Source organism: Psychrobacter immobilis (assembly GCF_904846175.1).
In the GTDB taxonomy this organism is placed as follows: domain Bacteria; phylum Pseudomonadota; class Gammaproteobacteria; order Pseudomonadales; family Moraxellaceae; genus Psychrobacter; species Psychrobacter immobilis_E.
On the sequence record NZ_CAJGZM010000004.1, the window covers coordinates 213,374 to 236,073 of the forward strand.

Annotated in this window: 20 protein-coding genes; 16 read left to right on the top strand and 4 right to left on the bottom strand. The window is 43.9% G+C overall.

The window, feature by feature from the left end; genetic code table 11:
• Nucleotides 1-52: 52 nt before the first annotated feature.
• The 3 genes from JMW39_RS07435 to JMW39_RS07445 are packed head-to-tail and all read left to right on the top strand — an operon-like array spanning nucleotide 53 to nucleotide 4,049.
• Nucleotides 53-940 (top strand): UTP--glucose-1-phosphate uridylyltransferase, encoded by an 888-nt coding sequence (locus tag JMW39_RS07435; RefSeq protein WP_201545247.1) that lies wholly within the window; start codon nucleotides 53-55, stop codon nucleotides 938-940.
• A gap of 3 nt (nucleotides 941-943) precedes the next feature.
• Nucleotides 944-2,611: a glucose-6-phosphate isomerase gene (gene pgi / locus JMW39_RS07440; protein WP_201545248.1), complete on the top strand. Its 1,668-nt coding sequence runs from the start codon at nucleotides 944-946 to the stop codon at nucleotides 2,609-2,611.
• A gap of 58 nt (nucleotides 2,612-2,669) precedes the next feature.
• A complete protein-coding gene (locus tag JMW39_RS07445) occupies nucleotides 2,670-4,049 on the top strand; it encodes a UDP-glucose/GDP-mannose dehydrogenase family protein (RefSeq protein ID WP_201545250.1) in 1,380 nt (459 codons plus the stop codon).
• A 137-nt stretch (nucleotides 4,050-4,186) separates the two neighbouring features.
• On the opposite strand, the gene JMW39_RS07450 is transcribed toward JMW39_RS07445, so the two are convergent.
• Complete coding sequence (locus tag JMW39_RS07450; RefSeq protein WP_227679448.1) at nucleotides 4,187-5,668, bottom strand: phosphomannomutase CpsG; 1,482 nt, start codon at nucleotides 5,666-5,668, stop codon at nucleotides 4,187-4,189.
• Nucleotides 5,669-5,822: 154 nt separating this feature from the next.
• Here JMW39_RS07450 and mazG point away from each other — a divergent pair, with 154 nt between their 5' ends.
• From mazG to yjgA, 8 genes are all read left to right on the top strand, one after another.
• The gene (gene mazG, locus JMW39_RS07455) at nucleotides 5,823-6,704 is read left to right on the top strand and encodes a nucleoside triphosphate pyrophosphohydrolase (protein ID WP_413786222.1); all 882 of its coding nucleotides are present in this window, start codon (nucleotides 5,823-5,825) and stop codon (nucleotides 6,702-6,704) included.
• Entirely contained in the window at nucleotides 6,691-7,077 is a 387-nt protein-coding gene (locus tag JMW39_RS07460; RefSeq protein WP_201545252.1) for a ComEA family DNA-binding protein, read from the top strand. The genes mazG and JMW39_RS07460 overlap by 14 nt, the downstream gene beginning before the upstream one ends.
• 176 nt (nucleotides 7,078-7,253) lie before the next feature.
• A complete protein-coding gene (pcnB, locus tag JMW39_RS07465) occupies nucleotides 7,254-9,584 on the top strand; it encodes a polynucleotide adenylyltransferase PcnB (RefSeq protein WP_201545259.1) in 2,331 nt (776 codons plus the stop codon).
• Between the two features lie 26 nt (nucleotides 9,585-9,610).
• The gene (folK, locus tag JMW39_RS07470) at nucleotides 9,611-10,156 is read left to right on the top strand and encodes a 2-amino-4-hydroxy-6-hydroxymethyldihydropteridine diphosphokinase (protein WP_201545260.1); all 546 of its coding nucleotides are present in this window, start codon (nucleotides 9,611-9,613) and stop codon (nucleotides 10,154-10,156) included.
• Nucleotides 10,157-10,238: 82 nt separating this feature from the next.
• Nucleotides 10,239-11,039 (top strand): 3-methyl-2-oxobutanoate hydroxymethyltransferase, encoded by an 801-nt coding sequence (gene panB / locus JMW39_RS07475; protein ID WP_201545740.1) that lies wholly within the window; start codon nucleotides 10,239-10,241, stop codon nucleotides 11,037-11,039.
• 72 nt (nucleotides 11,040-11,111) lie between these two features.
• On the top strand, nucleotides 11,112-12,011 hold the full coding sequence (gene panC, locus JMW39_RS07480; protein ID WP_201545261.1) for a pantoate--beta-alanine ligase: 900 nt from the start codon (nucleotides 11,112-11,114) through the stop codon (nucleotides 12,009-12,011).
• 43 nt (nucleotides 12,012-12,054) lie between these two features.
• Nucleotides 12,055-13,074 carry an RNase adapter RapZ gene (gene rapZ / locus JMW39_RS07485; RefSeq protein ID WP_227679449.1) on the top strand — a complete coding sequence of 340 codons (1,020 nt, stop codon included), beginning with the start codon at nucleotides 12,055-12,057 and terminating at the stop codon, nucleotides 13,072-13,074.
• 111 nt (nucleotides 13,075-13,185) lie between these two features.
• Nucleotides 13,186-13,698 (top strand): ribosome biogenesis factor YjgA, encoded by a 513-nt coding sequence (gene yjgA, locus JMW39_RS07490; RefSeq protein ID WP_201545263.1) that lies wholly within the window; start codon nucleotides 13,186-13,188, stop codon nucleotides 13,696-13,698.
• Between the two features lie 167 nt (nucleotides 13,699-13,865).
• On the opposite strand, the gene JMW39_RS07495 is transcribed toward yjgA, so the two are convergent.
• Nucleotides 13,866-14,486: a thiol:disulfide interchange protein DsbA/DsbL gene (locus JMW39_RS07495; protein ID WP_201545265.1), complete on the bottom strand. Its 621-nt coding sequence runs from the start codon at nucleotides 14,484-14,486 to the stop codon at nucleotides 13,866-13,868.
• 598 nt (nucleotides 14,487-15,084) lie between these two features.
• Between JMW39_RS07495 and ubiG the strand changes: the two genes are divergently transcribed.
• The 4 genes from ubiG to JMW39_RS07515 all read left to right on the top strand — a co-directional run bounded on the left by ubiG (nucleotide 15,085) and on the right by JMW39_RS07515 (nucleotide 18,040).
• Nucleotides 15,085-15,918 (top strand): bifunctional 2-polyprenyl-6-hydroxyphenol methylase/3-demethylubiquinol 3-O-methyltransferase UbiG, encoded by an 834-nt coding sequence (gene ubiG / locus JMW39_RS07500; RefSeq protein WP_413786226.1) that lies wholly within the window; start codon nucleotides 15,085-15,087, stop codon nucleotides 15,916-15,918.
• A gap of 61 nt (nucleotides 15,919-15,979) precedes the next feature.
• On the top strand, nucleotides 15,980-16,690 hold the full coding sequence (locus tag JMW39_RS07505; protein ID WP_201545267.1) for an HAD family hydrolase: 711 nt from the start codon (nucleotides 15,980-15,982) through the stop codon (nucleotides 16,688-16,690).
• Nucleotides 16,691-16,779: 89 nt separating this feature from the next.
• Nucleotides 16,780-17,616 carry a YciK family oxidoreductase gene (locus JMW39_RS07510; RefSeq protein WP_227679450.1) on the top strand — a complete coding sequence of 279 codons (837 nt, stop codon included), beginning with the start codon at nucleotides 16,780-16,782 and terminating at the stop codon, nucleotides 17,614-17,616.
• 157 nt (nucleotides 17,617-17,773) lie between these two features.
• A complete protein-coding gene (locus tag JMW39_RS07515; RefSeq protein WP_201545268.1) occupies nucleotides 17,774-18,040 on the top strand; it encodes a DksA/TraR family C4-type zinc finger protein in 267 nt (88 codons plus the stop codon).
• Nucleotides 18,041-18,291: 251 nt separating this feature from the next.
• Here the strand turns inward: JMW39_RS07515 and ompR are convergent, their stop codons facing one another.
• Complete coding sequence (ompR, locus tag JMW39_RS07520; protein ID WP_201545273.1) at nucleotides 18,292-19,050, bottom strand: two-component system response regulator OmpR; 759 nt, start codon at nucleotides 19,048-19,050, stop codon at nucleotides 18,292-18,294.
• Between the two features lie 431 nt (nucleotides 19,051-19,481).
• Here ompR and JMW39_RS07525 point away from each other — a divergent pair, with 431 nt between their 5' ends.
• Nucleotides 19,482-22,028: a Tex family protein gene (locus JMW39_RS07525; RefSeq protein WP_201545275.1), complete on the top strand. Its 2,547-nt coding sequence runs from the start codon at nucleotides 19,482-19,484 to the stop codon at nucleotides 22,026-22,028.
• 131 nt (nucleotides 22,029-22,159) lie between these two features.
• Here JMW39_RS07525 and JMW39_RS07530 read toward each other — a convergent pair whose 3' ends face one another.
• Entirely contained in the window at nucleotides 22,160-22,579 is a 420-nt protein-coding gene (locus JMW39_RS07530; protein ID WP_201545277.1) for a hypothetical protein, read from the bottom strand.
• Between the last annotated feature and the right edge of the window lie 121 nt (nucleotides 22,580-22,700).

A 22,700-nucleotide genomic window follows, 5' to 3' on the forward strand; every position in this document is an offset into this window, starting at 1 on the left:
CTATCTTTAAAGCTAGCTTTTATCTCACACCTTTTAATACAGTTTAAAAATTATGAAAAAAATCACCCATGCTGTTATTCCTGTTGCAGGCTTTGGCACACGTATGCTGCCATTATCGAAATCGGTGCCGAAAGAGTTATTGCCACTTGGCAATCGTCCTGCGATTCATTATGTCGTTGAAGAAGCGATTGCTGCTGGTATCGAGCATATTGTGTTGGTCGGTCATGCACAAAAAAACGCCATTGAAAATTACTTCGATATCAATGCTGAGCTGGATAACCAATTGCGTGCTAAAGGTAAAGATGAGCTAGCCGATAGCTTAAATTGGTTACCAGATGATGTGACGATCTCGATGATACGCCAAGGTAAACCATTAGGTTTGGGGCATGCAGTGCTTGCTGCGCGTCCAATCATAGGCATGAATGATTTTGCCGTATTGCTTCCAGATGTGGTACTTGATCCGTTTACTACAGATATGACTACTGATAATTTAGCATTTATGATTGATGCCTTTGCGAAAGACAAGCATTCGCAGATATTGGTGGATAAAGTCGCCGATGAAGAGGTGCATAAATACGGTATCGCTCAATTAAGCGAATCTGATAACAGTGTGCATCATGATATAGATAATAAAGCAGATGCAAATACCAGCTTTGAAGTCGCGGGATTTGTAGAAAAGCCCAACTTAGCCGATGCACCTTCTAGATTGGCAGTGGTAGGGCGTTATGTGTTTAGTAACCATATTTTTGATTATTTAGCAAATACCAAAGCATCAGTTGGCGGTGAGATTCAGCTGACCGACGCTATTGATGCCTTGATTAGTCAATATGGTGTCAATGTGACGACCATGCGCGGTGCCAGTTATGATGCCGGAGATATGCGCTCTTATATGCAGGCGTTTATTTATTTCGCGCAGCAGCAATTAGCAGATGAAGAGTAGTGCATGAACGATATAAAAGATAATAACCGTTATAGCATCGCGCGCAGCTCTAAGTACTGGCAGCAGTTACAACAGTTAGCAGCTCATCCGTGGTCGCTTGATAAACTATTTACCCAAGATACTGAGCGTACGAGCCGTTTTAGCACGCAGGTTGGCGCGCTATATATGGATTATAGCAAGCAGTGTATTAATGATGCTGTGCTAGAAAATTTATTAAATTTGGCGGAAAGTTGCGAGTTATCAGACCGTATTAAATCTTTGCTGCAAGGCGCGATGGTGAATACCAGTGAGGAGCGTGCAGCGTTGCATACGGCTCTGCGTTTACCAGCTACCGCGAAACTACAAGTTGGTACGCAAGATGTTGTTACTGATGTGCACCAGAGCTTGGCGCGAGTTGCCAGATTGTCCGAGCGAGTACGCAGTGGTACATGGCGTGGATTTTCCGGCAAGGCGATTACCGATGTGGTTAATATCGGCGTCGGTGGTTCTGATCTAGGTCCACTGATGGCGACCACTGCACTTGATGAATGGGCAGATACTGCTATTGAAGTGCATTTTGTCTCCAATATGGACGGCACGCAACTTGATAATTTACTTAAACACTTAAATCCTGAAACTACTTTATTTATTATCTCGTCTAAGTCTTTTGGTACCGTTGATACGCTATCCAATGCCAAAACAGCACTTTCATGGTTGCTTGCAACTGCAAAACTGCGTGCGGGTACAGAGGACAGTGTATTACGTCGTCATTTCATCGGTATCTCAGCCAACAATGAGAAAATGAGCGCGTGGGGTATTCATCCTGAGCATCAATTGCAGCTTTGGGAATGGGTTGGCGGCCGTTTTTCTTTATGGTCAGCGATTGGATTGGCTATTGCCATTCGTATCGGTATCGATGGCTTTAAAGCGTTATTGGCCGGCGCTCATAGTATGGATGAGCACTTCGCGCAAGCGGGTTTTGTAGAAAATTTACCAGTATTATTAGGTCTACTTGCCGTTTGGAACAGTACCTTTTTACAAGTAAATGCTCATACGGTATTACCTTATGATGGGCGTTTAGAGTATTTACCCAGCTACTTGACCCAGCTTGAGATGGAAAGTAATGGTAAGTCGGTGACGCTGCATGGCGAGCGATTAGACTACGATACTTGTCCGATTTTGTGGGGTGAGATTGGCTCAAATGCTCAGCATGCTTTTTATCAGCTCTTGCATCAAGGGACGCAGCAAGTTTCTTGTGATTTTATCGCCTGTGTGCGGCGTTATAGTGATAAAGCCACCAATGCGTCATTACAGCAGCAACATGAACTGTCTTTAGCCAATTGTCTAGCACAAAGTCGGGTCTTAGCTTTTGGCAATGCGGCGATTGCGGATGCTGATGGTCAAATCGCTTCTGACGCTGATAAATATAAATATTACCGTGGCAATCAGCCGTCAACGACTTTACTAATTGACGAGCTGACCCCGCATAGTTTGGGGGCATTAATCGCGCTTTATGAGCATAAGGTTTATGTGATGGCCAGCATTTGGGATATCAATCCGTTTGACCAATGGGGCGTCGAGATGGGTAAGCAGATGGCAGAGTCAGTGCATACCGCCATGCAGCAAGAGGGCGGTGAGCAGTTCGACAGCTCTACCAATCAGCTGTTACAGCATATTAAGCGGCTCTCTTAAGAGTGCCTGCTGTTAATTTATTAATGCTGCTAATTCCCCAATAATGAAAGGTAAATTCATGAGCGCTGATGCCATAGATAAATATAAGCATGAACCTGCACCCAAGCCATTTAGTAGTGCTGCCATAAATGCTAGCGTCTGCGTTCTTGTCGGTCATAGTATCGATGCCATTACCAGTGCCGTGGTGCTGGCAAGTCTCGGTCAGCAGGTTCATCTCTATGCGAATAAGGAATTATTGGCGCAGCAGTTACAACAGTATGGCTTTGAGCATCACCTGCAAGCGCTTTGGCAAATGTATGACCAGCAGCAACAGATTATTAGCTATGCGCTGCCAAAGAGTGCTGATGAGTTAATACAGCGTTATGAAGTGGCGAGTGATAATGATGAGAAAAAATCAGTAGCGCTATATTGGTTATTTTTAGACAGTATTAGCTCAGTATGGCTAGAGGACAGCTGGATTACCGCCTTTAATCATAGTCATGAGCAAGCATTACCGCTCGTCATGAGTGGTATTAAACAGTTAGGGTCGGTTGCCTCATTATCCAAGCGTTTGCAGCGCGCTTGGGTATATTATTTACCGTTCGTATTTTTAAAAGACGGTGATGCTTATAGCTCGATGTTAAACCCGTCGTTATGGTTGCTTGGTGAAAAAACGCCAAACAGCAGCCACCATCTAAATATGCTTCAACCATTAATGCAGCATGCACGTGCGACGCATCATGCCGATATTGCCACCATAGAGTTTGCGCGTAGTAGTATCATGGCGATGCTCGCAACGCGGGTCAGCTTTATGAATGAGATGTCGCGCTTAGCCGACAGCCAACAGGTAGATATCCAGCAGGTCAGCCATATAATGGGACTCGATGAGCGTGTGGGCAGTAGCTACTTGCAGGCAGGCTGGGGCTTTGGCGGTAATACGTTACCGACTGAATTGCTTCAGCTGCAGCAATCAAGTCAAGCGCAAAGTTTGGCCATGCCACTATTGCAATCGGTTATCCATATTAATGAAGATCAAAAAGAGCTGATATTCCGTAAGTTTTGGCAATATTTTGATGGTTTTATCGATAATAAAACCGTTATGATTTGGGGCGGTAGTTATAAAGCAGGCTCGGGACGGACGGCAGAGTCGGCTATTCACCCTTTATTAGCACTATTATGGTCTTATAATATTCGCACGCTAGTCTATAGCAATAAAGCGCAAACCGAGCTTGCCGCACTTTATAAGCAGCAGCCATTGCTTGAATTAATTGACAATCCTTATCAACAGCTTAATGAGGCGCAGGCCATTTTTATTATCAGCTGGCTACCAGAAAACAGGTTAGATATTGCTAAGCTTAATGAGGAAGCGATGCCCGTATTCGATGCGCAAAATGCCTTGTCACGAACGCAGATAGATGGTTTGGTCGGCGACTATATGGGGATTGGTCGCGCTAAATAAGGCTTTCTATCAGGTGTAAAATAAGCTCAGTAGACAAACAGTTATTAGTTTAAAGCTAAATAAAAGCGCCGATTCATATAAAAATTAACTGGCGCTTTTTTTTATAGATTCATACTGTATTCACAAATCAAAGCTATTTAAGCAGTTACAGCGCCTTGGCTGGCAAGCCATTGCTGAATCTCTTGGGTTTTAGTTTGTAGTAAATCCTTATCCCCGCGGCTTTCAATATTTAATCTGATCAGTGGTTCTGTATTTGAGGCACGTAAGTTAAAACGCCATTCGCCAAAGTTCAAACTCAAACCATCAAGCATCGATTTAGTTGGATTTTCGATGCTAAACTTGGCTTCAATCGCTTTGATAATCGTCGGCGCCTCATGAGTGGTCAGATGAAAATTCAGCTCACCTGAGCTTGGATAGGCTGCAATATAACCGCTGACCAATGCTGATAACGTCTTGCCAGTAATCGATAATAATTCAATGGTTAGCAGCCAAGGAATCATACCGCTATCGCAGTAGAAAAAATCGCGGAAATAATGATGTGCTGACATTTCGCCACCATAAACCGCGCCAGAATCACGCATGACCTGCTTGATAAAGGAATGCCCAGACTTGCTGATGACCGCCTTACCGTTATGCTCATAAATGACGGCTTCGGTGTTATAAATCACCCGTGGATCATAAACAATCGACTCGCCTGCATACTTGTTTAAAAACGCTTGTGCCAGCATGCCAACGATGTAGCTACCATCAATAAATTCACCGTATTCATCAAATAAGAAACAGCGATCGAAATCGCCATCAAAGGCAATGCCAAGGTCGGCTTTATGTTCTAATACGGCTTGCTGAGTAGCGGTTCTATTGGCTTCAATCATAGGATTGGGAATGCCATTAGGAAAGCTGCCATCAGGCGTATGATGCAATTTAATCACTTCAATCGGTGCGCCAGCTTGTGTTAACTTATCGATTAATAAATCAACCACGGGACCGGCGCTGCCATTTCCTGAATTAATAACCAGCTTCAGCGGCTTTAATTTATCAATATCGATAAAAGTCATCACATGATTGATATAGGCGCTTTTATCCGTCAGTAATTGTAGGTTGCCTAACGTATTATCAGTGATGAACTGCCCTGATTCTGCCAATGCTTGAATCTCTGCTAAACCATCATCGGCGCTAATTGGTTTCGAGTGTTCTTTGACCAGTTTTAAGCCGTTATAATTAATAGGATTATGGCTTGCCGTGACTTCGATACCGCCCAATGCTTGATGGTAGCTGGTAGCAAAATAAACCTCTTCCGTACCTGTCATGCCCAAATCAATTACATCGACGCCGGCATCTAGCATGCCTTTGATGGTCGCTTGTTTTAGCTGCTCACTTGTATGACGAATATCGCTACCGATGACGATAGCAGGCTTTAAGTTTTTTAGTTCAGCGGTGGTATCAGCTACGTTATAACGCTCGAATAAAATTTGCGCAAAGGCACGGCCGATACGGTATGCGATAGCTTCGTCGAGATTGACACCAAGCTCACCGCGGATATCATAAGCTTTAAATGAATTGATAATAATAGGATTAAAGTCAGTGGCTGATTGATAGCCAGTAGTCGCAGAAGTGGACATAATGATAAAATTCCTTACGCGTGAGCAGTGAAAAATGATTTAGTCATATCGGGATTATAAGTCAATAAGCGTTCAATGCTACACTAACGACAAAATCGTTATAAACTTAATAGGGTTCTATCTAATAACCAATAAAAGTATAAGAGTGTTTTTTATGAGTAGCCTAGAAAATATGAATAACTTAGAAAGTAACGTTAAAGTGCCAACACCGGTACAAGGAACACCAGTTGCAAATGGCGAGTTGGCGGACTTATTGGCCTTAATGGCACGGTTGCGTGCTGATTGTCCGTGGGATAAAAAACAAAGCAATTATAGTCTCATTCCTTATGCGATTGAAGAAGCTTATGAGCTAGGCGAAGCGGTACAAAGTGATGATGACGAAGACATCAAAGGTGAGCTTGGTGATGTGCTGCTGCAAGTGGTATTTCATTGTCAGATGTATGCTGAGCAAGGGCGCTTTGATATGAGCGACGTGATTACCACTTTACAAGAAAAGCTCATTCGCCGTCATCCACATGTGTTTGAAGCTGAAACCCTCAAAGATGATGCGGCGGTAAAGATACGCTGGGATGAGATTAAAGCGGAGGAGCAACAAGAACGCGCCGCACGAGGTAAACCACAGCGCCGTTTGGACAATACCAAAGCAGGCAGCGCGCTTATGCAAGCGCAAGATGTGCAAAAACAGGCGTCAAAATTGGGTTTTGATTGGGAAGGCGTGAGCGGCGCATTTGATAAACTCGATGAGGAAATTGCCGAGCTAAAAAGTGAGCTGATAGATAAACCCCAAGTTGAAATCAAAGCTAATATCAGAGAGATTGAAAAAGAGCTTGGCGATTGCATGTTTGCGCTGGTTAATGTCGCGCGTAAATTAAACCTCGATGCAGAAACCGCAACCTTAACTTGTGTGCATAAATTTAAATCGCGTTTTGGCTATATTGAAGAACAGTTAGCCGCTGTTGGTAAGCGTTTAGAAGACAGTGACATTAATGAGATGGACGCACTGTGGGAAGCGGCGAAACAACATGAACGCGACTAATAAGACACCGCTAATGAGATTTGTAGCAAGCGTTTACTGCTGCCTAGCTGGTTGCTTAGTGATGATTGTCCTAACGCTTAGTCATGCTAATGCCGCTCCTTGTTTTGATAATGCCCAAAGTGCTTATGATTACTTACTGACGCAAGAAACAGTGCAAACCCAAGCACATGATCAGCGCAGCATTAATATCAATCGAGCGACAGAAGCCGAGCTTGTGTCATTAGACGGTATTGGCAGCAATAAAGCGCAGGCGATTATTTTATATCGTGAGATGTTTGGTGGCTTTAAGACGGTTGATGAGTTAACCAAGGTAAAGGGCATCGGCGCAAAAACCATTGAGAAGAATCGCAGGCGTTTAAGCGTGCAGGATTAATCACGGTATTAATCACGATATTTTGTATTAATTAACCCCAATATTGACAAAATAGCATGTAAGTAAATGTCATAACACACCCACCGTGGTCAAAATTTGTTAAACTAGCAGGTACATCCGCCTGATAGACGCTGTGTTCGTCAGGGTGGTTAAGAATAAAGGCGAGGAGTAGATGCATGGCCGAGCGTGCCGCCAAGCAGTTAGAACTGAATAAATCTGAATTACCAAATTCCATTACCGAAGTGATTGCAACCCTAACCCGAGCTGGGTTTGATGCCTATATCGTCGGTGGTGGCGTGCGCGACACTTTGCTAGGCCTGCGTCCAAAAGACTTCGACGCGGTCACTGATGCCAAGCCCCATGAGATTAAAGACGTCTTTGGCAAGCGCTGCCGTATTATCGGTCGCCGCTTTCAATTGGCGCATGTCTACTCTGGGCGCGAGCTGATTGAAGTAGCTACTTTTCGTGGACCACCACTTAACGATTCTAATACCAATCAAGATGGTATGATTCTGCGCGACAATGTCTGGGGCGATATCAAACAAGACTTCGCCCGTCGCGACTTTTCTATCAATGCCCTTTATTATCAACCCCTTAAAGGCGTGGTGCATGATTTTTGCGGTGCGCTTGAAGATATCGATAATAAAATTATCCGTCTGTTAGGCAATGCGCCGACTCGTATCGAAGAAGATCCGGTCAGATTGCTGCGTGCCTTACGTTTCAAAGCCAAGCTTGGCTTTGACTTTGATAGCGAACTAGCCGCACAGTTCCATGATGGCAACTGGTCATTACTTGAGCAAATCTCTCCGCATCGTCTATATGATGAAACGCAAAAGATGTTTACCGGTGGTTATTTGGTACCGCTATTGCCGCTATTGTTTGAGTCGGGCGCGATTGATAGTTTAGTCATTTACCCGCCTGCTGAACCAAGTGCTTTAGTGAAGCAAGTGGCTATTAATACCGACAAACGTATCGGCGCTGGCAAAAGCATCAATCCTGCCTTCTTTTATGCGGCGTTGCTGTGGGAAAATTACCTACATCAATTAGAAAAAGCCAAAAAACGCAATATGCCTTTTGCGGATGCGCAGATGCATGCAGCGAGCAAAGTCATTGACCGTCAGCGTATTAAGACCGCTATTCCAAAATTTGCGGAACAGTTTATCCGTGATATCTGGATATTGCAGCCAAAACTAGCCGCGCCGCGCAGCAAACAAATTGTCCAGCTGTCTGAGCACCCACGTTTCCGCGCTGGTTTTGACTTCTTATTATTGCGCGAGCAGTGTGGCGATGCCGAACATCCTCTATCAGAATCGACCAATGGTATGGGCGAGTGGTGGCATAACTACCAAACCTTGACCGAACAGCAGCAGGATCAAGCGATTGACGATTTTGATGAAAATATTCGTCGCGGCGCTTATAAGCAAGCGCAGCGTGGTCGTGGGCGTAATCGTCAAAAACAGCAAACCTCGAATGATAATGGCAAGGTGACTCACATAGAAAATGATCAGCAAGATAAAGTAAACGGCAATGGTCATACCAAGCAAGCGGTCAATGATGCCTCAAACGTGCCATCACGTCGCCGCCGTGCTGCCAGTCAGTCTGCTCAGCAAGCTAATAACAGTGTCAGTAATGATGGTCATAATCAGGGCTATGATAAGCAGCAAGCAACACAAGATAATAATGAGCTTGCGCAATTGCAGCAGTTATCACTTGCGCATACTGGTCATCAAGCGGCAAATAGACGCCACGATGCCAAGCCTGCACCGTTATTTGTCATAGAGCATGAGAATGTTGTTCCGCCATTACGCAAGCAATTGCCAAGTGATGCGAAGTCGCCGTCTCAATCGTCATCTAAGTCGCCCTCTAAATCTAAGCCGTCTAGCCAAGCGTTTGTAGAAAAAAACGCCGTGACTGACAATACAGTGACTCAGAAAGCAGAAAATAACAACGCCGCGCCTAAAGAGCAGTCTGGCAATCAAGCAGCAAAGCACCATGCTAAACCAAAGCAAAGTGATGCCAATGTTAGTACTGACTCAGGTTCTTCTAAAGCGCAGACGACAGAGCATGCTACGCGTACAGTAGCCAAAACGCCGGCGCTCGTTAGTATTAACAACGAGCCGATACCGCACAAACGTCGCCGCAGTCAGCCTACTGTGATAGACAATAACAGTAGTAATGACCTTATAAATATCTCAGCCAATAGCAATAGCGTAGAAGCTAAAGCAGTCGATAACCAAGCGCAAAAAGCGGTGAGATATGCAAAAAAAGCGCCGAAGCTAGCGACTGAAGCTACCAGTAAAGTTAAAAGTAACAACGTTGAAAGTAAGGCTAAACAAGCAACTAAAACTTCAGAAGTAAAACCTACTAAAACTAGTAAAGATACTAAGAAACAGCCTGATCAAAGTCAGTCAGCTAAACATCAAACAGCTGCTAGTAAAATGAATGAGCAAAAAGGCCCTGTACCATCGAAGCGTCGCCGTCGTCAGCCAAGTGTTAATAACGTATGAGCGGACAATAGAATAAAGTGATAACTATGAACACGCCCTTTGATGCTAGGGCTGACAATAGCAATGATGACGCGACTTGGGTTACCTGCTATGTAGGCTTAGGCAGCAATCTGACAAATGAGTTGGGTTCGCCTGTGGAGCATCTGCAGCAAGCCGTTGCCACTATGCAAGAACAGGAGCAGATACGTGTAGTACGTGTGTCTTCCTGCTATGCATCAGCGCCGATGGGACCCCAAGACCAACCAGATTTCATCAATGCGGTCGCAGGTTTTGAGACTACCTTGACTTCATTTGAGCTGCTTAATTTTTGCCAAGCGTTAGAGCTACAAGCTAAACGTGAAAGAGTTCGACGTTGGGGTGAACGTAGCCTTGATGTCGATATTTTATTATATGGTGACGTGCAAATATCAGAGACGCAATTAACGGTACCGCATGCTGGATTACCTGAACGCAATTTTGTTTTGATACCGCTGCGAGAGTTAGCTCCAGAGTTGATTATTGCAGGTAAACCAATCACGGATTATCCGCTGAGTCACGATTGGACAGGGTTAAAGTTACTATCAAATGATTGATGCATTGTTGATTAAAAAGTAGCAGAAAATTGGCATTTAGCAGTAGTACCAATCATTGATGGCTAAAATTATTGAGGGTTATATGACGACGTTATCGACTTTAAATAAGTTTAAAAAAGACGGCACCAAATTTACCTGTCTGACCTGTTATGACGCGATGTTTGCGCGCATGATGGACAAAGCCCAAATTGATACGATTTTGATTGGCGATAGTTTGGGCATGGTGGTGCAAGGTCATGATTCAACCTTACCTGTTACTGTCGATGACATGGCTTACCATACTGCCAATATTGCCCGTAGTAATAAGCACGCGCTTATTTTAGCTGATTTGCCGTTTATGAGTTATGTGACGCTGCCAGAAGCCGTAGCTAATAGCCGCAAACTGATGCAGGCTGGCGCGCATGTGGTTAAAATTGAAGGTGGCAGTGAGCTTTGCGAGCTAGTCACGACTTTGGCGCAAGCAGGCACGCCCACTTGTGTACATTTAGGGCTGACACCGCAATCAGTCAATGTGTTTGGCGGTTATAAAATCCAAGGACGTGGTGACGAGGCGGCTCATAAGCTGCTTGCTGATGCCAAAGCGGTCGTTGCTGCTGGTGCGGCACTTTTGGTATTGGAATGCGTACCTGCTGAGCTTGCTAAAGCTGTGACCGAAGCGGTTGCCGTGCCGGTCATTGGTATTGGTGCTGGTGCTGATACTGATGGTCAAGTCTTAGTCATGCATGACATGCTGGGTATGGTACACGGTCGTGTACCGCGCTTTGTCCATGACTTTTTGACCGACGAGCGTAATAGTGAGCGTAGTATTGAAGGCGCATTTGCCCTGTATCAGCAAGCGGTACGCGATGGTAGTTTTCCAACTGAGCAGCACCAATTTAGCTAGTCGTATTTAATTTGATATTTAATACTTTGATGATTATCAGTAGAAAAAGCTATTAGGATAAGAGTATTTACCATGCCAAGTATTCATCATCATATCTCAACCCTTCGTGCTGCCTTAAGTCCTTATCGTGGTCAGCAAGATAGCAAGCAGCGTATTGCATTAGTGCCAACGATGGGCAATCTGCATGATGGTCATCTTGAACTGGTAAAGCTTGCCAAGCAGTATGCTGATATTGTGGTAGTGAGTATCTTTGTCAATCCTACCCAATTTGGCGTCGGTGAAGATTTTGATAGTTATCCACGCACTTTAGATGCAGATGTCGCTAAGCTTGCTACTGTTAATGCCGACTATGTATTTGCCCCAAGCATTGATGAGATGTATCCAGTATTACCGCCATCAACGTCTGTGCGAGCGGGAGAAATCACCACCCAGCTATGTGGTCAATCGCGCCCCAATCACTTTGATGGTGTCGGCATCGTTGTTTCTAAGCTCTTTAATATCGTCCAACCTGAAGTTGCCGTATTCGGTAAAAAAGACTATCAGCAATTAGCTATTATCAAGCAAATCGTGCGTGATTTAAGCTATCCGATTGAAATTATAGGTGCGCCTATCGTACGCGCTGCTGATGGCTTGGCATTGTCTTCGCGCAATCAATATCTAACTGAAGCTGAGCGTCGCATTGCTCCGATGCTACATAAAGAATTGCTAAGCTTAGCGGCGCAGTTGACCGATGCTCAGCATCTCGAACAAGGGCTTGAGCCTTTATTAATAGAGACACGGGCACTCATCACTGAGGCGGGCTTTAAGATTGATTATTTAGAAGTTAAAACGGCTCAGCTCGATTCTTTAAAGACAGATGAATCGTCTGCAACTTTCAATGCAGATCAGCAGGATTTGGTGATTTTAGTGGCTGCTTGGTTGGGCCGTGCACGTTTATTAGACAATCAGTTAGTGACGGTAAAGCTGCCGTAATGACAGAGTAATTCGCCAGACGCAATTATTAGGATGACGGATCATGAGTGCAAGTAAGGACGACAAACAAGCTAAAGCAAGTAATGATAAAGCACAGCCTCTTAATGAGAAAGCTAAGTCAAATGACAATTTAATAAAGCCTATAATTGCTAACGCAGAAAATAAAGATAGGTTAAGTATCTTGGTGGTGTCAGGGCGCTCAGGTTCGGGTAAAACCTCAGTCCTCAATATCCTAGAAGATTTGGGTTATTATTCTATCGATAATCTGCCCTTGTCATTGGTTCCTGACGCGGCGCAAAAACTGGTCTGTGATAGTGGTATTAAACGCATCGCCTTGGGCGTTGATATTCGCACCCCGCGCGCGGACTTGTCCAATTTCTATGAAACACATGAAGCGTTAAAGCAGAGATATGGCGAAGACGCGGTCACCGTGGTATATGTGACGGCGCAAGAAGAAACCTTGGTGGCGCGCTTTAATGCTACTCGCCGCATTCATCCGCTTATGGTGCAAGATACCAAAGGCGTAGAAAATACCGCTTATAATTTACCAGCGGCGATCGAAAGAGAAATTCAGCTTTTGCAGCCGATATTTAAGCAAGCGGATGTCAAAATTGATACCACTATGCTGAATATTCATCAGTTAAAAGAGCGCTTGCGTGATTATGTTGGGGTCGACAATCAAATAGTGATCAATCTGTTATCTTTTGGCTTTAAATACGGCAGCCCAATCGATGCAGATTTTGTCTTTGATGTGCGTATTTTGCCAAATCCACATTGGAATCCAACGTTACGAGCCGCAACCGGTCTTGACGCTGAGGTTGCTGATTTTTTTGCTGATTATCCAGAAGTATCTGAGATGACCGAAGATATTGCAAAATTTCTCAATCGTTGGTTACCTGATTTTTTACATAACAATCGCCATACGGTCACGGTCGCTATTGGCTGTACCGGCGGTAAACATCGCTCGGTATTTATCACCAAGCATCTACAAGATAAACTGACAGCCAGCTTGCCGAAAGGTTTAACCGTTACTGCTAAGCACCGCGAAAAGCATCGTTGGTAATGCTTTCTTTGTAGCTAAAATTCATAAGCTACAACGTATAAATGGCAAAAATGCTATTAAATTTATGATTTACTATCTATTATTTATTATCTCGAAACATGGAAAGCTTTTATGATTGACTGGTCAGAACAAGATATGCGCGTCTCGCGCACAGAGCTCAAAAAAGCTCATGAGCGCCTGCAACAGTTGTCGATACCGCTTGCCAGCTTATCGAAAAAACAACTTAAAGCCTTACCCGCTAGCGATTATTTTATGGCGGAATTAATGGCGCTTGCCGATATCACCAGCGCTAATGCTCGCAATCGCCAGACCAAACGTGTTGGCAAGCTTATGATTGAAGAAAATCGCCATGAACTGATAAAAGCGTTATTTGATGCATATTTTCCTAAAGAGCAAGTTTCTAAAATAGAGAGCTGGTCTGAGCGCTTAAATATCAACGACGAAGGTACGCTTAAGCAGTTCGTCAAACAATATAAAGCCTCAGAGCAGCATAGTATGTATCAGCTATTGCTCTGGATTGAGTACGCTAAGCATACCAACGATGAGGAGCTGATGGCAGAATCAAAAGCAGATTTGGCCAGTTATATTCGTGAAGTCGCTATTTTAACGAATCTAAAAAAATAGCGATAAGAGATATTTGCTAGCAAAGTTGGCTAGTGGTTACCTATAAAACACTAAAGATAGAAGACTAAAATACAAAAAAGCCAATCAGTAAAGATTGGCTTTTTTAATTGATCAGAAATAGCGTTGCACTTGGTGTTTTAATCTAGGTTTTTCTAAAAATACTAAGGCTATTTTTTCTCTGCGCGTACTTTATCAACCAAATAATCTACTACTTTAGGGACAGTGGCGCTTTCACCAGTGACCACATACTTACCTTGTACGACAACCGCTGGTACGCCTGATAACTGATAACGCTTAGCGCCTGCTTGTGAGCGACCGATTTTGGTACCAACAGCAAATGAGTTATATAGGCTGTTGAATTTCTTTTCGTTCACGCCTTTAGACGCATACCATTTGCTGAGTGACGCTTGGTCAAATAATTGCTTGCCATCTTTATGCACCGCATCAAATAGCGCATCATGGGTTTTGTTTTCATAACCTAATAACTGAGCCGCATAGAAACCACGGGCACTGGCTTCCCAAACTGGGTTCAGCGCTGCTGGAGTTTTGAAGAAGGCCACGTCTTTACCTTTGTTTTTTGCCCATTTTTCCATATGCGGATTTAAGACGTTACAATGCGGGCAGCCATACCAGAAAAATTCACGCACAATGATAGCATCACCGCTGATTTTTTCTGGGTTGTCTAGCACGCGGTAGTCTTTTCCTGCGACATAGTTGGCGGCTTGAGCGCCCATATTGGCAAGCCCAATTGCACAAGCCAGACCAGTCAATGCGATGATACGTTTCATACTTGTTCCTTGAGGTGTCAAAATTTGGAATGTTTGGTTTAGACGTCTTGATTCAGCAGTTTTTAGCGTATTGATATAGGTTTCAACGTAAATCGGCGGCAATACGTCGCTTAAATCGATCTCGTTAAATCTACCTACAACAGAGTACTGCCTATAATAGCGTAAAATGCCCATAGTTGTGAACCCGATTCTTAACTAACGGTTGTAAAGCTGTGAGCTATTATTTAAGGTAGCTTACTTATCATTTTTAAGTTGAAGCTTATTAAGTTTTATCATGTTAAGTAGAGTCGTTAATTGAAGCCATTAATTAAAGCCTTTCTAGAAACGTCAAAAACAGCAAGGCTATTTTTTTTCTTGCTTTTATAAAATTCTGACGCTTAATAATAGTGCTACTTAAGTAGTTGATAAAACCTTGCTTATGTCTAAACGATTCACAGTCGGTGACGATGTACTGACGACAAAGTTGCCGCTCTCATGCTAATATTGAGCCTATCATCATAACTCTGCACGATAATAATTATAATACCCATAAAGGAAAAATCCTATGAGCCAATCTTCATCTTCTGCCCAGCCTGTGAATCACCAAGAAAACAATCCTATGAACAATGATATCGATGTTAATAACACCAACGATATTAGCAATGTTAACAATGCTGCTAGCAAATTTAACCAAAACACGGCTATCAATGTCGATGCCAGTGAAGTAGAAAAATTCAATAACTTGGCGAGCGAGTGGTGGAATAAGACTGGCGCATTTGCCACCTTACACGAAATCAATCCGCTACGTCTTAACTGGATAGAAGAAAACGTTAAGCGCGGCTTTATAAGTGCTGATAGCGATAAAACGGCAGAGATGGGTTTAGCGGGTAAAAAAGTCCTTGATGTCGGTTGCGGTGGCGGTATTTTGTCAGAATCAATGGCACGTCGCGGCGCTGATGTCACCGGTATCGACCTCGGTACCGAAAATCTAAAAGCAGCGGCCTTACATGCTGAGCAAAGTAACTTAAAGGACACCCTGCGTTATCAGCATATTCCTATTGAGCAATTAGCTGCTACCCATGCCGGTCAGTTCGATGTCGTGACCTGTATGGAGATGCTTGAGCATGTGCCAGACCCAACTGCCATCGTCGAGGCTTGTTTTGCGCTATTAGCGCCGGGCGGCGTTTGTGTGCTATCAACGATTAACCGCAACCCTAAATCGTACCTGTTTGCCATCGTTGGGGCAGAGTATGTATTGCGCTTGCTTGATCGCGGTACTCATGATTACGCCAAATTTATCACTCCAGCTGAGTTAGATAACATGGCGGTCAATGCAGGTTTTACCCGTCAAGACATCATCGGTCTGCATTATAATCCATTGACCAAGCGTTATTGGTTGGCACAAAATGTTGATGTTAATTATATGACGGCGGTACAAAAATCACTGGCGTAAATCGTCTTTTATAAGTATTCCTTTTTGACCATTTTTTAAATTATTATTAAGAGCGCCTGTTATGAGCCAATTTGTAAAAGCTGTCTTGTTCGACCTTGATGGCACATTAATCGATACTGCCGCCGACTTCGTGCGCATTATTGGTAAAATGAGCAGTGAAAATGATTGGCAAGCGCCACCTGAAGCCGAAATTCGTGAGCAAGTCTCTGCGGGTGCCACGGCGATGGTACAGCTGATGCTGCGTCATAATGACCAGCTTGAGGTCAGTGAAGCTGAGCTAATAGCGTTTCGTCAGCAGTTCTTAGACGATTATGAAGCAGATATATGTGTTGATAGTTGTGTTTTTAATGAGCTTGAAGAGGTACTGCGCGTATTAGAAGAAAAAGGCGTGCCATGGGGCATCGTCACCAATAAGCCGCGTTATCTTGCTGAGCTTCTGTTAGAAAAAATGCAATTAGACGAGCGCTGTGCGGTGCTAGTGTGTCCGGATGACGTATCGCGTTCTAAACCCGATCCAGAGCCGATGTATGTAGCGCTAGAAAAACTTGCTATCCCGCGCGGTGCCGCTGAAAGCGTGCTTTATGTCGGCGATCATATACGCGATATCGAAGCGGGCAAGGCTGCGGGTATGCCGACTATCTTAGCCGCTTATGGCTATATTCCGCCAGAAGATCAAGGCAACTTAAAAAAATGGGGCGCAGACTATATTACCGAAACCCCTGCAGACTTGAATAAGTTATTACTTTCTTCTGGCAAGTTCGACTATTTATAAAACAAATAAGCCTTATAAAGAAAATAAACCCTTTATCGAAATAGCTATTAAGCACCCTACCTATTAAATAATAAGCAGTGAGTAATGCCATGAGTGACAATACTAATCAGCCTACTAGCCAACAACAGCTGCAATCAGCAGCGCAATCTTCTGTGCCATCTCTATCGCACGACGATATTCGTAATTTTGTGCCGCCTGATAACTGTTTAGATGGTAAGACCATCTTGGTAACGGGTGCCGGTGACGGTATCGGTCGTGTTGCCGCCTTAACCTATGCGCGTTATGGTGCGACGGTATTATTGTTGGGGCGTACCAGTAGCAAACTTGAATACGTTTATGATGAAATCGAGAGCTTTGGTGGTAAGCAGCCCGCCATGTTACCGATGAATCTAGAAGGCGCAACCTATGCTGAGATGCAAAAACTAGAGAATTTGATTGCTAAAGAAGTCGGTCAACTTGATGGTATCTTGCATAATGCGGGCATATTGGGCACCTTGACGCCACTTGAGATGTACGATGTCGATATGTTTGCCCAAGTAATGAAGGTTAATTTTACTTCTACCTTTATGCTCACGCAAGCCCTGCTGCCTTTACTTAAGGACGCCACTCATGGTTCTATTGTTTTTACTTCTAGTAGCGTTGGCACCCATCCTCGCGCGTTTTGGGGCGCATATGCGCTGTCCAAGCAAGCGGTAGAAGGTATGAGCGATATTTTTACCCAAGAAACGCAAAATACCACTAACTTGCGCTTTAACTGTATCAATCCCGGCGGCACCCGTACCAATATGCGCGCCCATGCTTTTCCCGGTGAAAATCCGATGAGCCTGAAAACTCCTGAGGATATTATGGGCGGCTATGTGTTTTTGATGAGTGATGAAAGCATCGGCGTACGCGGTCAAGTAGTTGAGCTCCAACCAAAAGACTAATTTTCATCTACAGTTCTATTGAGCAATAATTTCATAGCTATTTTTATCATTGATAAAACCGCTTATTTGTTGAAATAAGCGGCATATAACCCCATCTATTTGTTATTAAAGACTTTTATAAAAATTTAAGTATGACTAATAAAAATAGGATGAGATTATGGCAGGTGGTTGGTCAAGAGATGGGGCAGAGCATGAGCAAATGGATGCGACTGTCAACGATGCGTTAGAACGCGCACGGCGAGCGCTGCCAACGGGTAAAAGCGCTGAGTTTTGCGATGAGTGTGGCAACCCGATTCCAGAAGCGCGGCGTATTGCCGTGCCGGGCGTGCAGCACTGCGTCGGCTGTCAGTCGCAACTGGAACAAGAAGCAAAGGCGACTGAATTATTTAATCGCCGCGGTAGTAAAGACAGCCAATTACGTTAGTTTTAGGTATAAAGCATTCAACGTTAAAGTAATATAGTAGCTTCACTTTAAAAACGATACAGTGCGACTGAGATGAATTTTTCGTAGCCTCTGTGATAAGGGCAAGCAAGGAAAATTTATACCAGTCGCACATGGATATTAACGTATCGATTTTATTTCAAACTGACGATAGTTAGAACAATAAAAAACCCTGCACATTGATTGCAGGGTTTTTTTATGGCATTGAATATTATCAATATTAAACGCTAAACCTATTCGCTCTTAGCGGATTCTACTTCTGCTTCATCTGGTACGAATACATAACCTACGCCCCAAACGGTCTGGATATAACGCGCTTGTGAAGGGTTGTCTTCAATTAAGCGGCGCAAACGTGACACTTGCACGTCGATAGAGCGCTCCATCGCACCCCATTCACGACCACGGGCAAGGTTCATCAATTTATCACGTGTCAATGGCTCACGTGGATGTTGCACCAAGGCTTTTAATACCGAGAATTCACCGGTTGTTAAAGTAACCACATTGCCATCACGTTTAAGGGTACGAGTCGATAAATCAAGTGTCCATGGTCCAAATTCAACCACTTCAAGTTGATGGCTTGGCGCACCCGGCAACTCACGATTTTGGCGACGCAGCACCGCTTTGATACGAGCCAATAGCTCTTTTGGATTAAAGGGCTTTGGCAGATAATCATCAGCGCCTGCTTCAAGTCCAGCGATACGATCGGCATCGCCACCTTTAGCCGTCAGCATGATAATCGGAATATCGCCATTGTCTTCACGCAAGCGCTTACAGATACTGATACCGTCTTCGCCTGGCAACATCAAATCTAAAACCACCAATGAGAACAGCTCACGCTGTAGCAATTTGTCCATCTGATTGCCATCATGAGCCGTACGAACGATAAAACCATCGTCTTCTAGAAAGCGTTGTAATAAAGAGCGCAAACGTGCATCGTCATCAACGACTAAAATGCGCTGGTTTAGGGTGTCAGGGCTGTTATTGTCTGTCATACAGTTATCCTCTTATAAAAATTATTATTAGTAGAAACCATTAGTAAAAGCTATTTTTAAAACGTGGGTGAAATATTGTTATTATTTAATGATCAATCCGTTGATAAGTAAATCATGATTAGCAAACCACTAGTTGTCATAAAAAATATAGTTGTCGAGAAAAATCTATAAAAATAAAGACTTTTGTTCAATATAGCAATACTTAGCCATATTTGTGGTTTTGATACTTTAGTGTATAAGATTGCATGCCTAATTGCATCACTGATACGGATAAATGCTGTATGCGTTTGTTTAACAAGGCGTGAGAATGGATGATATGAGACGATTTTTGCCATAAAACAGGCGATAAATAACGAAAAGATAAAAAGGATTTTTATTCATGCAGCTTTTGCTATAATGCAAAACTACATTTCTCAACGATTGATACGTCTATGAGTAGCACTGATACCTTAACGCCATCTCAAACCTCGACAAATGCACAGGTTTTGGATGCAACCACACACGCGAATATTCACGACAAGCTTGCTCGCGCGCTTGGCATTAAGACTGCTCAAGTCAATGCGTTTGTGAAGCTTTATGATGAAGGCGCGACTGTTCCCTTTATTGCCCGTTATCGTAAAGAAAAGACACAGAATCTTGACGATGCGCAGCTACGTGCTTTAGAGAAGTCGCTTAACTATGAGCGCGACATGGCAACCCGTCGCCTCAAAATTACTGAGCTGCTCAGCACGCAGGGCAATTTGACCGACGAGCTACAGGCGCGTATTGATAATGCGACGTCGAAACTTGAGCTTGAAGACATCTATTTGCCATATCGTCCACGCCGGCGCTCTCCTGCTGCTAAAGCACGCGCTGCAGGTCTTGACGTTGCTGCTCAAGCAGTGTTGACGCAAGAAATCACGCCAACTGACGCATTAGCAGACTATCAAGTTCAATCGAGCATTACCGATGAAAGTGGTAATGAGATTGAAGTCGACTTTAGCGATATCGACAAGCAATTGGCGGGCGTACAGGCCATCATCGTTGATGAGTGGACGCAGGCATTAGGTTTACTTGATAATCTGCGCAGTGGCTTTGCCAAAACGGCCAGTATCGTCTCGGCTGTTGCCAGTGAAGAGAAACGTGAAGTCGGCGAGAAGTTCAAAGATTACTTTGAGCATAGTGAAAGCCTGGCGCGTCTGCCGAATCATCGTTTATTAGCGATGCTGCGCGGTCGCCAAGAAAACGTTTTGGGTCTAAAAATTGAAGGCGAAGATGCGCCCTTTATTGAAAAAATCATTAAGCATTTTGAGATTGATGCCAAAGCGCCAGCAGAACGTCAAGAATTTTTGACAGAAGCGGCGACCAGCTTATGGAAAGAAAAATGGCGTCCGCATATTGAGCATCGTTTATTGACGGAAAAACGTCTGACTGCTGAAGCCGATGCGATTGATGTCTTTGCCAATAACCTACAGCATTTACTCATGTCAGCGCCTGCTGGCCGTAAAGTGATTTTAGGTGTCGATCCTGGTATCCGTCATGGCGTTAAAATGGCGATTGTCGATGCCCAAGGCCATGTGATGCTGGATAGCGAAGACAAGTCTGTCGTCGCAACCGTTTATCCGTTTGCTCCTGACAATAAGATGGATGAAGCCAAGAAAGTCATCGATGAGCTATTAAGCACTTATAATGTCGATTTGGTCGCTATCGGCAACGGTACGGCGAGTCGCGAAACAGATGCGATGATTAAAGAGATTTTGGCAGCCAACTCTGAGTTAAAAGCCAAAGCCGTTATCGTGAATGAATCAGGCGCTTCTGTTTATTCAGCGAGTGAGCTTGCCAGTGACGAGCTTGCTAATTTAGACGTCTCGGTACGCGGTGCGGTTTCTATCGCTCGTCGCTTACAAGATCCATTGTCAGAATTGGTTAAGGTTGACCCAAAAGCGATTGGCGTTGGTCAATATCAGCATGACGTTAACCAAACCCAGTTGGCTGATAGCTTGGATAAAGTCACCCAAGACAGCGTAAATGCCGTTGGTGTCGATGTGAATACGGCAAGCCCTGCTATCTTAGCGCACATTGCTGGTTTGAATAGAAACGTCGCCCAGCAAATAGTCACCTATCGTAAAGAGCATGGCGCCTTTGATAGCCGCGAGTCATTAAAAAACGTCCCGCGCTTAGGTGCTAAGACGTTTGAGCAAGCCGCAGGTTTCTTACGTGTCCATGGTGGCAGTAATCCGCTTGACGCGACAGGCGTGCATCCAGAAAGCTATGCGCTGGTTAATAGCTTACTTGAGAAAACTGGTAAGACGTTGCCAGAAGTCATCGGTAACGATGGTGTGCTAAACAGTATCGATACCACTGCACTTGCTGCTAATGACGATAACATCAGTGTTAAAGCTATCATAGAAGAGCTTGCCAAGCCTGCACGCGACCCACGTCCTGAATTTAAAACTGCTAACTTCCGTGAAGACGTTAGTAGTATTAAAGACTTGAGCGAAGGCATGCAGCTTGAAGGGGTAGTGACCAACGTCACAGCCTTTGGTTGTTTCGTTGATGTTGGCGTCCATCAAGATGGTCTAGTTCATATCTCACAGATGGCCAATGACTTCGTCGCTGACCCGATGAACCGCGTTAAGCCCGGCGATATCGTCTCGGTACGTGTCATCTCTATCGATGAAAAACGTGGCCGTATTGGCTTTAGTATGAAGCCAGAGTCTGAAAAAACAGTACGCCCAGCAGTAAAGGCGTCTGAAAGTACCGGTAATGACGATAAGGATAGCCGTCCACGTAGCAATCGTCCAGCTAGTAATCGTCCAGCTGCTGACAAGCGTCCGTCAAAACCGCGTAGCAGCCGTCAAGATAAAGACAACGCTAATAACCGCGTTAAAGCGCCAAGAACTGAGAAAGCAGTAGTATCTAGTAAAGAGGCACCTAGTAAAATGGGCACCCTTGGTGCGCTATTACAAGAAGCTGGCGTCACTAAAGCTAAAAAATAATATTTATGCATGAAGATTAAATAAAAAAGGCAGCCAGATGGCTGCCTTTTTTATTGAGAATATATTGGAGGATTCTCTCTCAGACTGGTTTCGCTAATTATAATTTATAGCGCTTGCATTAGCTCGGTATCTTATTCGCTTTCTAATAATGTTTCTTCTTGTAGGGCTGCTTCTTCATCTAGCATGGCTTGTTGTAAATCTTGTTGTTGCATCGCTTCATCAGAGTTTTGCATTGCCGCTTGTTGCGCCTGCATGTCTTCTTGCATAGTGCTTTGAATATTCTCTTGCTCTGCTTGTAGCTCAGTGGTCATTGGCTGTTGGCTAGCGATATTATTAACCTTTGCTCTTTTGATTATTTGGGTTTCGCTCAACTGAAAAGGATTAGATTGATTTGCTGCTTTTATATCATTTGTATTGTTACCTTCAGCCTCTAAGGTAGGAGCAGTTTGCATATCTACTGCTGTAGTACCAGCAGGTGCCGCCATAGCCAAACTTGGAATAGTAAGCGCAGCGCCAATAAGTAGCGATAAAGATAGAGTCGTTTTTTTCATTAATAAAATCCTTAATTTACAATATTATAATGCCAGTCTAAAACATTTCAAACTTGACGCTTATTTTATGTGCTGTTGTATATAACAGCCTTTTATCACAAATCCATTTAGTATTTCGAAT